Here is a 12,756-nt window from a genome sequence, read left to right on the forward strand (position 1 = left end):
CTGTGAGCACAGCACGAACCTACAGGTGGAAATCCCCGGCGGCTTCCGGCTGGTAAAGCACTTTCTCGATGCAGATACGGCGGGTGCGGTCCGAAATCCGCCAATCGATGGCATCTCCCTCCTGGTAGCCCAGGATCGCCGCGCCGACGTCGGAGCACACCGACAGCTTCCCGGCACTGCCGTCCGCGTCCTCGGGGTAGACCAGGGCCACCTCCACTTCCTCGTCGTCCAGATGCAGCAAGGCGCGGGAATTCATCGTGACGACGCTCCGCGCCACTTGCCGCGGATCGACGACGATGGCTCGCTCGATCTCGTGCTCGAGATCGACCACGGCCGGCCCCTGCTCGAGCGCGATCAGGCTGCTGAGCCGGGCCTTGTCGATTTCGGTGATATGGATATCGGTGGAATCGCCCACGGCGTTTTCGCGCAAGAGCCGGAGATAGTGCTCGACAGTCATGGAAAACGACTTCAGCGTCGGCGTTTCGCTTTCAGGCAGGAAGCCGCAGCGCAGGAAGGCTTTCAGCGAACGCGCGTTGTCCGGGTGGATCTTGGCGATGAGTTTCTCGGCCCGCATGTCGAAGAAGGCGAGCTTCATGCCTTCGAGGATGGCGCTGGCGCCGAGCTTGCGACCCCAGTTGTCGCGATCCCCGATGACCAGGACTATCTCGCAGTCCGGCCCCGTCTTGACGAGGCGCACGAAGCCCACCGGCACATCGTGCCGGTCGTAGGCCATGAAGAATCGGCCGCCCTGGTTGAACAGATGGGTCAGGATGGGCAACTGGACCCGGCCGATGACCTGTTCGATGAAGCGGGAGACATGGCGCGAATCGCTCAGATAGCGGATGACGCGCTCATCTTCCAACCAGTCCATCAGAGTCAGCGCGTCTGCCCGAGTGATCTCTGGACATAGCGAAATGAAAGGCTTGTTCATCTTCACCACACGTGGCTGCGAATGAAAGCCCTTCATGGCCACGGCCATGACGGTTCTTTCGACAAAAAACGCACAAAAGAAAAACGCCCTAGGCCGCCGGGCGCCTAAGGCGTCTTTCCTTGCTGAATTCTTGGTGGGCTGTGAGTGGCTCGAACACTCGACCTACGGATTAAGAGTCCGCTGCTCTACCAACTGAGCTAACAGCCCTGCAAAGAAGCAAGATTATAACGACTTTTTTCGACTTGTGCGAATCAAGGCCTGCCGCTCCCTTTCCGGCCGGCATCGACTTCCGCGGCCGCCCCCGCCAAGCCGCCCGCGCGGCTGGGTAGAATCGCCCTATCCCCTCTTCAGACCGCCCCCATGCAGACACGACGCCCACGCCCCTGGACCGCCCTCGCCCTGCTGTGCCTGGCCCTCTGGATGTCGCGGCCGGCCGACGCCGCCGCTCCCGACCCCGCGGCCGTGACGCCGGCCCAGGCGCGCCAGGTCCTGGACCTGCTGCGCGACGACGCCCGGCGGGCGGAACTGGAGCAGACGCTGAGCGTCATCGCCGAGGCGACGGAGCAGCAGGCCGCCCCGCCGGCGGCCGCGCCCGCCGCGCCGGAAGCGCCGGTCGCCCTGGAGAAGGACGGGCTCATCGCCCAGGCCTTCACGCAGGCGGGCAAGTGGGTGGACTCGGCGCTGGGCGAACTGCGGCTGACGGGAGCGACGCTGTGGTCGCTGCGGTCGGCGGGCGCCTGGTGGCAGTACTACCTCGGCACGCCGGAGGCCCGCACGGCGACCTTCCAGGGCCTGGGCACGATTCTGTTGATCCTGGCCGTGGCCCTGGGCGTGGAAGCGGGTATCGGGCGACTGCTGCGCCGGCCGCGCGCGATGCTGCTGGCCTACGCGGAACGCCGGTACATCCCGGATACCGTTCCGCCCTCCGCGCCCGACCCCGACACGGAAACGCCCGCCGAGCCCGACCAGCACCTGCGCATCGTGCGCCGGCTGCCCGCCGCGCTGGCGCATGCCATCCTGGCCCTGGTGCCGCTGGCCGGCTTCCTGGTGGTGGCGACGATACTGATGAGGCTGTTCGGCGCGCCGGCCGCCGGCTTCTATCCGTTCATCCTGCCGCTGATCGGCGCCTACCTCGCCATGCGGCTGACGATGACCGCGCTGCGCCTGCTGACCTCGCCGTCGGGTGCCTGCCTGCGCCTGTCCCGGCTGGGCGACGAATCGGCGCGCTATCTGGACACCTGGCTGCGGCGCGTGGTGGCGGTCGGCGCCTTCGGCGTGGCCGCGACCGAGATCGCCTACCTGCTGGGGGCCGGCGACGATGCGCGCAACGCGCTGTCCAAGCTGGTGGGCCTGGCCGTGCACGCGATGCTGATCGTCATGGTGGTCCAGCGGCGGCGCCAGGTGTCGCGCTGGATACGCGGACAGGAACACGAGGGGCTGCGGGCGGTGCTGGCCAATGTCTGGGCGCCCACCGCCATCGCGGTCATCGCCGGACTCTGGGTGGTATGGGCGCTGGGCACGGCCAGCGGGCTGTCGCAGTTGCTGCACTATGTCTGGCGCACGGCGCTGGTCATGCTGGCGGCTACCGTCCTCAGCATGATCCTGCTGGGGGCGCTGGACCGCGCCTTCTACAGCGACGCCCCCGCGGCGGGCGGCGGCCAGCCGGGCCGGCGGCCCTACCAGACGCTGGCGCAGCGTGTCGTGATGATCCTGGTCTTCGTCGCCACCGCGATCGCGCTGCTGGAGGTCTGGGGCGTGCACGCGCTGGACTGGTTCGAGGCCGGCACGGTGGGCCGCAGGCTGGTCTCGGCCACCGCGACCATCGCGGTGGCCTGCGTCCTCGCGCTGGTCGCCTGGGAAGCCGCCAATCTGTCGATCAACCGCCGAATGGAGCGCTGGACCCGGGCCGGCGATCTCGCCCGCGCCACGCGGCTGCGCACGCTGGTCCCCATCCTGCGCACGACGCTGTTCATCGTAATCGCGCTGATCGTGCTGTTCACCGCGCTCAACGAACTGGGCATCAACATCGCGCCCCTGCTGGCCGGCGCCAGCATCATCGGCGTGGCCATCGGCTTCGGCTCGCAAAAGCTGGTGCAGGATTTCATCACCGGCATCTTCCTGCTGATGGAGAACGCGATGCAGGTGGGCGATTCGGTGACGCTGGCGGGGGTATCGGGCACGGTCGAGTACCTGTCCATACGCACGGTGCGGCTGCGCGCGGGCGACGGCGCCCTGCACGTGGTCCCCTTCAGCGCCGTGGGCACGGTCTCGAACAGCAACCGCGGCATCGGCAACGCCTCCGTGCGGGTCAGCGTCAGCGCCGACTCGGACCTGGACGAGGTCATCGCCGCGATCCGCAACGTGGGCGAGGAAATGCGCAACGACCCCGACCTGGGTCCGCTGATGCTGGCCGACCTGGACCTGTGGGGCGTGGACCAGGTGGACGGCGCCTCGGTCACCCTGGCCGGACAGATCCGCACGCTGGATCGCGGCAAGGCCGCGGTGCAGCGCGGCTTCAACCAGCGTCTCTATCGCCGTTTCAAGCAGTTGGGAATACAGTTTGCAAATCCGCAGGCCAGTTTCGTCCGCCGCCTGGACGGCGACGGACGGCAGGCCGCGGCGCCGCAACCGTCGGCGGGCGGCGGCTCGGAGGCTTGACCCCGGGCATGAGTCTTGCCGACTCGACCACGCGACAATTTGCGGGAGCATCGCATGAAGACTGAACCCAAGAACCGTTCGGAGAAGGACTCGAAGGACAAGGCCAAGCAGTCCGACGAGGGGCTGCCGACCTACCAGGAACTGCTGGACGACTCGCTGGAGGACACTTTCCCGGCCAGCGATCCGATCTCGCCCGGGGCCGCCGCGCATGCCGAAAAGGAAGTCCGTACCGGCAAGGACGACAAGGACTGGAAGCTCAAGCCCAGCCATCCCAAGAAATGACCGATCCTCCGGCGGGTCCGTTTCCTGCTGGAGTCCCGGACCGGGCCCGGTGTGGCCCGGTTCATTCGGACTACCCAGGAGACGAAGATGGCCCGAGATGTGACGACAGTACTGAACGACTTGATCGAGACCTGCAAGGACGGCGAGTACGGCTTTCGGCAAGCTGCCCAGGACGCCCACGATCCCGAGTTGAAGACACTTTTTTCCCGGCGCGCGGGCGACTGCTCGACAGCCGCGGCCCAGTTGCAGGAGCAGGTCGCGGCGCTGGGCGACCAGCCCGAGGAAGGCGGTACCGCGGCCGGCGCGCTGCACCGCGGCTGGCTGGGGCTGAAATCGGCGGTGGCGGGGCGTACGGACCTCGCCATCCTGGAGGAATGCGAACGCGGCGAGGACGTGGCCAAGAGCCGCTACCAGGCTGCCCTGCGCGAGGAACTCCCGCCCCAGCTCCTGGCCCTGGTACAGGTGCAATACGAGGGCGTCGTGCGCAATCACGACCAGGTGAAGGAACTGCGCGACCGGATGCGCGCACACGCGTAGCCGTGGACGGAGGGCGGCCTGCCGGCCGCCTTCCCGCTAGCGCCGCTCCAGGAAAGCGGTTCGCGCCAGGTTGTTTATCAATCCGACCAGTTGCGGAAACTCCACCGGCTTGGCCAGGTAGACCTGGAAGCCCGCCGCCAGCGCGCCGATACGGTCCTCGCACCGGCTGGCCGAGGTCAGGGCGACGGCGGGAGTCGGGGTGGGAAAGCGATCGGGCGCGCCGCGCTCGAGTTCGCGGATCCGGGCCAGCGTATCGCTGCCGTCCATGCCCGGCAGGGTCATGTCGCTGACGATGACATGGGGCAGGCCGTCCGAGTCCGCCCTGCGCAGGTACTCCAGGGCCGACCCGCCGGATTCGCACGCGACGACCTCTCCTCCCGCCTGCTTCAAGGAGTCGGCCAGTTCGCCGCGCGCCTCGGCATGCCCCTCGACCAGGAGGATACGCACGTCGTTCAGGGTCGCGGGTGAGGCCGCTCGCGTGCCGGTCCCCGCGGCCGGCCCGGGCGCCTGGCCTTCGCCGGCCAGCGGCAGGTAGATGGAGAAGAGCGCGCCCTGGCCTTCGCCTCCGCTCTGGGCGGCTACCCTGCCGCCCTGCAGCTCGGCCAGATGCCGCACCAGCGTCAACCCCAGGCCCAGCCCGTCGGGACGGCGGGCACGGAAGGCATCGAGCTGGCGGAACGGATCGAACAGATAAGGCATGACGTCGGCCGCGATGCCCTTGCCGGTGTCCCCGACGGCGATCCTGGCCTCGGTCTGCGTCGCCTCGACCCGTACCGAGACCTGGCCGTCGGGCAGGCTGAACTTGATGGCGTTGTCCAGCAGGTGCCCCACCATCTGCTCGATGCGCTCGGCGCTGCCCCAGACCCGGACCTCGCCGGGCGGCAGCTCGGCGCGCAGGTTCACATTGCGTTCGGCGGCCTTCGGAGCGGCCTGCGCGACCGCGCGTTCGACGATGGGCGCCAGCGCTTCCAGCCTCATCGAAAGCTGGAGGCGGCCCGTCATCGCGTGGGTGGCGTCGAGCAATTCGTCGATCAGCCTGACCTGCTGCTGCACGCCGGTCCTGATGCCCGCCAGCGCTCGCGCCACCGTCGGCACGCCGGCGTCGACGCGGCTCTCGAGCACGTGGGCCCAACTCTGGATGCCGTTGAGCGGGGACCGCAGTTCGTGGGAAACCATGGACAGGAACTGGTCGCGTACCCCGATCGCCGTTTCCGCCTGCGTCCGCGCCGCCTGTTCGCGCAGCAGCAGCGTGTCGAGCTCCACCTGGGCGCGCACCCACGCGCTGACATCCACGGTCGCCGCCAAGGCGCGCCCGCCGGCGCCGTCGGCCACGACGCGGACGCGGAAGTGGCGGGTGGAGGATCCGGTGTCTATGCGATAGTCGAAGGTCTGGGCCTTTCCCGTGGCCAGCGCGTCCGCCACCGCCTGCTCGTAGGCCGACGCGATGTAGGGCGCCACGCCGAGCTCGCGCGCGGTCTTGCCGACAAACGCCACCGGCTCGATGCCGAACAACTCGCCGGCCGCCCGGTTGGCGTACAGATAGCGCAAGGATGCGTCGTAGGCGACGAGGGCATGAGGCAGCAGGTCCAGCAGCCGGCCCTCGTCGGCCTGGTTGCCATCAGGCGGGCGCGCCGCGGCGGACTCGCGCGCGGGCAGGCAGGTGCCGCTGAACCCCACGAATTGCCGGTTGGCCTCCAGGCTGGGGTGGGCCAGGGTATGCGCGTCCACCTGCCGCCCGTCGGCGGTGGCCACCCGGTGCGCCACGTCGAAAGGAGCCGCATCGGCGGCTCCCTTGGCGACGGCGGCCCGGACCCGCTCGCGCTGGTCGGCCGGCACGCATGCCAGCCAGCCCCAGCCCAGGGCCGCCTCGGCGGATTGCCCCGTCAGGCGGGTCCAGGCGGGATTCACATACACCCACTCCCCCGTCGTGGAAGCGGACCAGAGCACGCCCGGGGCGTGCTCCGCCAAAATGCGATAGGAAGGACCGGACGGCCCGGCCGCCTGCGAAACGCGTCGTGCAACCATGTTCAACCGCGAAAAAGGCGCTGCATGTTCATCGGTTTTTTTGCCCTCCGCGGTCAGCGGGACCATTCGCCCTCATAGCCCTCTTCCGTCTCCTCGGGGGACCGGACGAAGAAGGTGGCCAGGAACGCTCCCAGCGAAACCAGGAACAGGACGAAGGCGATATTGGCGGCACCGGCCGCGAAATCGCCGAGTCCCACGACGGCAACCAGCAAGGGGATCACGAAAAAGATAGTAGCCCAGCGCAACATGGTTCTTCTCCTTGGCTTTCCCGTAAAGACGCGTCCCGCTGACGGCGGGCTCTGTTCGACGCGTTGGACGTCGTGCCGGATGACGAGCACATTCCGTACCATGCCGCGCTTGCCCTTTGAAAAGCCTGTTGCACTGGGTAATCGGGGGGTCTCTTATAAGATTTGCACGGTGCCCTGTCCCGCCTCAGGTAAGAATTACATGTAAATCTTGCAAGCGATCCGCAGGCTGCCTTCTCCGGCTACAAGTTCTACACTGGAGGCTGACCCGGGAGCCCCTCATGGACCTGTCCGACCTCGCCGCGGTGCTGGCGCGCCGCTATGACGATGAACTGATCCCCCTCTTGGCCGACTACGTGCGCGTGCCCGCCAAGTCGCCCATGTTCGATCCCAATTGGGCCGAGCACGGTCACCTGGCCGCGGTGGTGGACGCGGCGGCGAAGTGGGCGCGCGCTCAGCCGGTCACGGGGCTGCAGGTCGAGATCGTCGCCATCCCGGGCCGCACGCCCTGCCTGTATTTCGAGGCGCCGGCCACCCAGGGCCTGGGGGGCGACCGCACCGTGCTGTTCTACGGCCACCTGGACAAGCAGCCCGAGATGACCGGCTGGCGCCAGGACCTGGGTCCGTGGACGCCGAAGATCGAGGACGGCAAGCTGTACGGTCGCGGCAGCGCGGACGACGGCTACGCCGTCTATGCCGCCCTGGCCACGCTGGCCGCGATGGACGCCCAGGACATACCCCGCCCCCGCTGCGTGGGGCTGATCGAGACCTGCGAGGAAAGCGGCAGCTATGACCTGCCCGCCTACCTGGACCTGCTCGCCCCGCGCATCGGTCCGCCGACGCTGGTGGTGGGCCTGGACTCGGGTTGCGGCAACTACGAGCAACTGTGGGTGACGACCTCGTTGCGCGGACTGACCGGCGGCGTGCTGACGGTCGAGATCCTGGACGAGGGCGTCCATTCGGGCATGGCCAGCGGCCTGGTGCCCTCGTCGTTCCGGATCGCGCGCCAGCTGCTCAACCGGATCGACGACCCGGCCACCGGCCGCGTGCTGCTGCCTGAACTGCATGCCGCCATCCCCGGGGAACGCCTGGCCCAGGCCCGTACCGCCGGCGCCATCCTGGGCGACCAGGTGTGGAAGCAGTTTCCCTGGGTAGGATGCTCGCACGGCGCCGACGGCCACGCCCATGCCCTGCCCACCACCACCGACCCGGTCGAGGGCATCCTGAACCGCACCTGGCGGCCGGCGCTGTCCGTCACCGGCGCGGCCGGCCTGCCGTCCATCGACGCCGCGGGCAACGTGTTGCGCCCCAAGACCTCGCTCAAGCTCAGCATGCGCCTGCCGCCCACGGTGGACGCCGACCGCGCGACGCGGGCGATGAAGGCCGCGCTGGAGCAGGACCCTCCCTACCAGGCCCGGGTCCGGTTCGAAAGCGAGGGTGGCGCCGGCGGCTGGAACGCGCCGCCGACCGCGCCCTGGCTCGCACGCGCCCTGGACGCGGCCTCGCAGTCGGCCTTCGGGCAGGGCACGGCGTGGATAGGCGAAGGCGGCACCATACCCTTCATGGGCATGCTGGGCGCGAAATTCCCCGAGGCCCAGTTCCTGATCACCGGCGTGCTGGGCCCCCGGTCCAACGCCCACGGACCCAACGAGTTCCTGCACATTCCCTACGTGAAGAAGCTGACCGCGGCCGTGGCCCACGTCATCGCCCAGGTCCGCTAGCCCCGCGCGCGTAACAGCCAGCTGGCGCAGAACAGCGCGGGAATCACCAGCAGCCCGTATGCCCAGGCATAGCCGGGCTGGCCGGCCTCGCCCGCCAGCGATGCCACGTAGCTGAACAGGGGTTGGCCCACGAGCACCCCGAAATAGGTGAACAGCAGCGTCCCGCCCGTGGCCGCGCCGGCCTGGCCCGCCGGCGAGCGCCGAGCGACCTCGGCCAGGAACACACCGTTCCAGCCTATCGCTGAAGCGCCGAACACGACGGCGACGGCGGCCACCAGGATCCATGGCGTGGACGCCTGGAGGCAGGCGGTGGCGACGCAGCTTCCCGCCATCGTCAGGGCCAGTCCGCCCAGGACCTTGCGTGGCGGGGCCCAGCGATCGGCCACGATGCCCCACAGGATCCGTCCGGCCACGCCGGCCACCTGGGACAAGGACAGGATGACGCCCGCCGCGATCAGGGTCCATCCCAGCGACAGGTTCAGGTAGGTCACCAGATAGGCGGTGATCGCCAGCTGGATGAAGGAGAACAGCAGCGAACACACGGCCATGAGGCGCAGCGCGGGCGTGCGCCAGACCAGTCCGACCGGCCGCGCCAGGTCTTGCCAGCGCCACGGTGCGGCGGCCTCGCCCGGCGCGTCCAGGCTGCGCCGCACGCTCTGCGCGACCAGCATGCACAGCAGGCAGGCCGCGGCGCATACCCCCAGCGCCCACCGCCAGCCCAGCACGTGCTCGATCTGCGGACTGACGAGCGCGGCCAGCACGCCGCCCAGCGGCACGCCGGTCTGCTTGATCGAGAACACCAGCGACATGCGGTGGGCGGGCGTGCTGCGCATCAAGAGGTAGGAACTCGATGGCGTGATGGGCCCATACCCGGCGCCGATGACCAGGGCCCCGAGGGCGGCGGCCGCGGGTCCGCCGCTGCACAGCAGGCCCATGCCCAGGCCGCACAGCAGCAGGGCCGCCTGGCTGCATCGCACCGCGCCCAGGCGGTTGACCAGGGTGCCGCCGACCACGCTGGTGAACATGGCGCCCAGGTAGACCAGGGCCATGTAGAAACCGATGGCGCTCGAGGGCAGGCCGAGTTCGCGCGTGGCCACCGGGCCGACCACCGCCGGCGCGATGGTCGCCGCCGAGGCCAGGGACTGGATCGCCAGCGTGACGGCCAACACCCACGCCGTGGAAGGTTGGCGCGGGCTATGCTTCATCCATGGCCTTCACGATGTGTTCCAGGACCTTGACCCGGGCGGTGCGCTTGTCGTCGTCGGCGATCACGATCCAGGGCGCGTGCGCGGTGTCCGTGCGCGCGATCATGTCGCGCGCGGCCGACATGTAGTCGTCCCACTTGCGCCGGTTGCGCCAATCGTCCGGCGTGAGCTTGAAGTTCTTGAAGGGGGAATCGCGGCGCTCCTTGAAGCGGCGCAGTTGCTCCTGGCGCGAGACCGACAGCCAGAACTTCAGCACCACCGCGCCGCCGCGGCGCAACTGGTCCTCGAAATCGTTGATCTCGTCATAGGCGCGCCGCCACGTGGCGGGCGGGATCAGGGACTCGACCCGCTCGACCAGCACCCGGCCATACCAGGAGCGATCGAAGATGCACACCCGGCCATGCAGCGGCAGGTGGCGCCAGAACCGCCACAGATACGGATGGGCCAGCTCGTCGTCGCTGGGCGCGGAGATGGGGACGATATCGAAGTCACGCACGTCCAGCGCGTGCGAGACGCGCCGGATCGCGCCGCCCTTGCCCGCGGCATCCACGCCCTCGAACACCAGTACCAGCGAGCGCTTGCGAAAGCGCTTGGCGCGGACCTGCTCCGACAGGCGCGCCTGCCAGCGGGCCAGTTGCCTTTCGTAATCGACCTCGTCCAGCTTGCTGCCGCCCGGCGCGGGCTCCAGCATCGCCCTGGACCGGTCACCATGGCGCGCGGCCTGCAGCGGCGGCCGGCGCGGCGCGCGCGGCAACGGCTCGCGCATCGCCTGCAATACCGCCGCAGCGGTCTCGACGGCGCGCAGCCGGGCATCGGCGCTCGGCACCACCCGCCAGGGCGTATAGGCCGCGTCGGTGGCGCCCAGCACGATCTCGCCAGCCGTGCGCAGCCGGTCGAATTTTTTGCGGACCTTCAGGTCGGCCTCGGACACTCGCCAGGCCGTGGCGGGGTCGGCCAGTTGCGCATCGATGCGGGCGATCTGCGCGCCGCGCGACAGGTGATACCAGAGCTTGAGCATCCGCACCCGCTCGCTGGCCAGCATGGCCTCGAAGCGCAGGATCTCGGCGGCCATCGCCCCGATGCGGTCCATGTCGGGCTTCTTGCGCGCCGCCTCCTTGAAAAGCGGCGCATACCAGGAACCGAAGACGATGCCGGTCTGTCCCAGCGCGGGCAGCGCGTTCCAGTAGCGCCACATGGCCGGCCGCTGGGCCTCGTCCACGCTCGGATCGCCGAAGGCCAGGGTACGGATGTGGCGCGGGTCCATCCACTCGTTGAGCAGGTTGATCGCCGACCCCTTGCCCGCGCCATCGATCCCCGCCACCACGATCAGCACCGCACGGTCGCGTTGCTTCAGGAGCTCGTACTGCTGTTGGAGCAGTTCCGTCCTGAGCACGAGCTCGCGCCGCTCGTACTCCCGCTCGTCCATGGACGGGTCCCGCTCGGCTCGTTCGAACACGAAAAGCTCCCTGGTTCTGGCATCGCTCATCCTTTACCACAGTCGCTTGCAGGGACACAAGCCGATGCGCGCAAGGCTTCTGCTAACCTGGAATCATCCAGGCCCGCAGGCCGGGCCGGGCAGGCAAGGAGATGAACATGCAAACCCGAGTTGAAAAGGACACCTTCGGTCCGATCGACGTTCCCGCCCAGCATTTATGGGGCGCCCAGACCCAGCGATCGCTGCAGTTCTTCGCGATCTCGCACGAGAAGATGCCCGCGCCGCTGATCACGGCCCTGGCCCAGGTCAAGCGCGCCGCCGCCCGCGTCAACGCCGAACTGGGCCTGCTCGACGGCCGTGCGGCCCACGCCATCGAGGCGGCGGCCGACGAAATCATCGCCGGCCGCTGGCCGGACGAATTCCCGCTTAGCGTCTGGCAGACCGGCTCGGGCACGCAGACCAACATGAACGTCAACGAGGTACTGGCCAACCGGGCCTCGGAACTGCTGGGCGGCGAACGGGGCGAGGCGCGCCTGGTCCATCCCAACGATCACGTCAACCGCGGCCAATCCTCCAACGACGTGTTTCCCACGGCCATGCACGTGGCGGCGGCGTTGCAGATCCACGCCCGCCTGCTGCCCGCCCTGGCGCGGCTGCGCAAGACGCTGGGGGACAAGGCTCGGGCCTATGCGGACATCGTCAAGATCGGCCGTACCCACCTGCAGGATGCCACGCCCCTGACCCTGGGGCAGGAACTGTCGGGCCACGAGGCCCAGCTCCTCCTGGCCGAAGAACAGATCCGCCATGCCCAGCGCAGCCTGCTGCAGCTGGCCATAGGCGGCACCGCGGTCGGCACCGGCCTGAACACCCATCCGGAATTCGGCGCGAAGGTGGCCGCCGAACTGGCCCGCGAAACCGGCCTGCCGTTCGAGTCGGCGCCCAACAAGTTCCAGGCGCTGGCCTCGCACGAGGGCCTGCTGTTCTCGCACGGGGCCCTCAAGACCCTGGCGGCCGGCCTGATCAAGCTGGCCAACGACGTGCGCTGGCTCGCCAGCGGCCCGCGCTCCGGGCTGGGCGAGATCAGCATCCCCGAGAACGAGCCCGGCAGCTCCATCATGCCCGGCAAGGTCAACCCGACGCAGTCCGAGGCCCTGACCATGCTCGGCGCCCAGGTCCTGGGCAACGACGTCGCCATCAACATCGGCGGCGCCAGCGGCAACTTCGAGCTGAATGTCTTCAAGCCCATGCTGATCCACAACTTCCTGCAGTCGGTACGCCTGCTGGCCGACGGCATGGAAAGCTTCGAGAAGAACTGCGTGGCCGGCCTGGAACCCAACCGCGACCGCATCGCCGAACTGGTGGAACGCTCCCTGATGCTCGTCACCGCCCTCAATCCCCACATCGGCTACGACAAGGCCGCCCAGATCGCCAAGAAGGCCCACAAGGAAAACCTGTCCCTGCGCGAATCCGCGCTGGCCCTGGGCTACGTGACGAACGAGCAGTTCGACGCCTGGGTCGTCCCGAAAAACATGGTGTAGAGGCGAAGCCCCCCCTACGCCCTTCGGGCGCCCCCCAGGGGGCGAAACCGGCGGACTGGCGGAGCCAGATCCGCGGTTTCCTGGGTCTAGGGAAACTGTCTTGGACTGAATCACCGGTGCTTCACTGGTAGCCAGCGAAGCACCGGCGCCACAACCCAAGACAGCGGTACTAGACCCAG

General features: G+C 68.9%; 10 protein-coding genes and 1 tRNA gene. 5 read left to right on the forward strand and 6 right to left on the reverse strand.

Going from position 1 to position 12,756, the window contains the following annotated elements; genetic code table 11:
* Positions 1–19 precede the first annotated feature (19 nt).
* Both ABD104_RS06060 and ABD104_RS06065 read right to left on the reverse strand, forming a co-directional pair.
* Positions 20–979 carry a bifunctional GNAT family N-acetyltransferase/nucleoside diphosphate kinase regulator gene (locus ABD104_RS06060; protein WP_087837765.1) on the reverse strand — a complete coding sequence of 320 codons (960 nt, stop codon included), beginning with the start codon at positions 977–979 and terminating at the stop codon, positions 20–22.
* Positions 980–1,062: 83 nt separating this feature from the next.
* Positions 1,063–1,138 (reverse strand) — tRNA-Lys (locus tag ABD104_RS06065).
* Positions 1,139–1,291: 153 nt separating this feature from the next.
* Between ABD104_RS06065 and ABD104_RS06070 the strand changes: the two genes are divergently transcribed.
* The 3 genes from ABD104_RS06070 (at position 1,292) to ABD104_RS06080 (ending at position 4,408) form a co-directional block, all read left to right on the forward strand.
* On the forward strand, positions 1,292–3,589 hold the full coding sequence (locus tag ABD104_RS06070) for a mechanosensitive ion channel domain-containing protein (RefSeq protein WP_140416836.1): 2,298 nt from the start codon (positions 1,292–1,294) through the stop codon (positions 3,587–3,589).
* Positions 3,590–3,643: 54 nt separating this feature from the next.
* Entirely contained in the window at positions 3,644–3,871 is a 228-nt protein-coding gene (locus ABD104_RS06075; protein WP_087837767.1) for a hypothetical protein, read from the forward strand.
* An 87-nt stretch (positions 3,872–3,958) separates the two neighbouring features.
* Positions 3,959–4,408, forward strand: coding sequence for a ferritin-like domain-containing protein (locus ABD104_RS06080; RefSeq protein ID WP_087837768.1), 450 nt, complete (start codon positions 3,959–3,961; stop codon positions 4,406–4,408).
* 36 nt (positions 4,409–4,444) lie between these two features.
* Here the strand turns inward: ABD104_RS06080 and ABD104_RS06085 are convergent, their stop codons facing one another.
* Both ABD104_RS06085 and ABD104_RS06090 read right to left on the reverse strand, forming a co-directional pair.
* A complete protein-coding gene (locus tag ABD104_RS06085; RefSeq protein ID WP_132979898.1) occupies positions 4,445–6,499 on the reverse strand; it encodes an ATP-binding protein in 2,055 nt (684 codons plus the stop codon).
* A complete protein-coding gene (locus tag ABD104_RS06090; protein ID WP_087837770.1) occupies positions 6,487–6,681 on the reverse strand; it encodes a DUF1328 domain-containing protein in 195 nt (64 codons plus the stop codon). Before ABD104_RS06090 ends, ABD104_RS06085 begins: the two co-directional genes overlap by 13 nt.
* 278 nt (positions 6,682–6,959) lie before the next feature.
* On the opposite strand from ABD104_RS06090, the gene ABD104_RS06095 reads away from it, so the two are divergent.
* On the forward strand, positions 6,960–8,399 hold the full coding sequence (locus ABD104_RS06095; protein ID WP_087837771.1) for a M20 family metallopeptidase: 1,440 nt from the start codon (positions 6,960–6,962) through the stop codon (positions 8,397–8,399).
* Here the strand turns inward: ABD104_RS06095 and ABD104_RS06100 are convergent.
* Complete coding sequence (locus tag ABD104_RS06100; RefSeq protein ID WP_087837772.1) at positions 8,396–9,604, reverse strand: MFS transporter; 1,209 nt, start codon at positions 9,602–9,604, stop codon at positions 8,396–8,398. The genes ABD104_RS06095 and ABD104_RS06100 overlap by 4 nt on opposite strands.
* Entirely contained in the window at positions 9,594–11,060 is a 1,467-nt protein-coding gene (gene pap, locus ABD104_RS06105) for a polyphosphate:AMP phosphotransferase (protein ID WP_087837773.1), read from the reverse strand. Before pap ends, ABD104_RS06100 begins: the two co-directional genes overlap by 11 nt.
* Before the next feature lie 137 nt (positions 11,061–11,197).
* On the opposite strand from pap, the gene fumC reads away from it, so the two are divergent.
* On the forward strand, positions 11,198–12,577 hold the full coding sequence (gene fumC, locus ABD104_RS06110) for a class II fumarate hydratase (protein WP_087837971.1): 1,380 nt from the start codon (positions 11,198–11,200) through the stop codon (positions 12,575–12,577).
* The last annotated feature ends 179 nt before the right edge of the window (positions 12,578–12,756 follow it).

Source organism: Pigmentiphaga daeguensis (assembly GCF_039523035.1).
GTDB lineage: Bacteria > Pseudomonadota > Gammaproteobacteria > Burkholderiales > Burkholderiaceae_B > Pigmentiphaga > Pigmentiphaga daeguensis.

What these genes read in the sequence shown, in the direction of transcription:
- ABD104_RS06060 (WP_087837765.1), bottom strand. Translation starts at nt 979, where the DNA reads ATGGCCGTGGCCATGAAGGGCTTTCATTCGCAGCCACGTGTGGTGAAG.
- ABD104_RS06070 (WP_140416836.1), top strand. Translation starts at nt 1,292, where the DNA reads ATGCAGACACGACGCCCACGCCCCTGGACCGCCCTCGCCCTGCTGTGC.
- ABD104_RS06075 (WP_087837767.1), top strand. Translation starts at nt 3,644, where the DNA reads ATGAAGACTGAACCCAAGAACCGTTCGGAGAAGGACTCGAAGGACAAG.
- ABD104_RS06080 (WP_087837768.1), top strand. Translation starts at nt 3,959, where the DNA reads ATGGCCCGAGATGTGACGACAGTACTGAACGACTTGATCGAGACCTGC.
- ABD104_RS06085 (WP_132979898.1), bottom strand. Translation starts at nt 6,499, where the DNA reads ATGGTCCCGCTGACCGCGGAGGGCAAAAAAACCGATGAACATGCAGCG.
- ABD104_RS06090 (WP_087837770.1), bottom strand. Translation starts at nt 6,681, where the DNA reads ATGTTGCGCTGGGCTACTATCTTTTTCGTGATCCCCTTGCTGGTTGCC.
- ABD104_RS06095 (WP_087837771.1), top strand. Translation starts at nt 6,960, where the DNA reads ATGGACCTGTCCGACCTCGCCGCGGTGCTGGCGCGCCGCTATGACGAT.
- ABD104_RS06100 (WP_087837772.1), bottom strand. Translation starts at nt 9,604, where the DNA reads ATGAAGCATAGCCCGCGCCAACCTTCCACGGCGTGGGTGTTGGCCGTC.
- fumC (WP_087837971.1), top strand. Translation starts at nt 11,198, where the DNA reads ATGCAAACCCGAGTTGAAAAGGACACCTTCGGTCCGATCGACGTTCCC.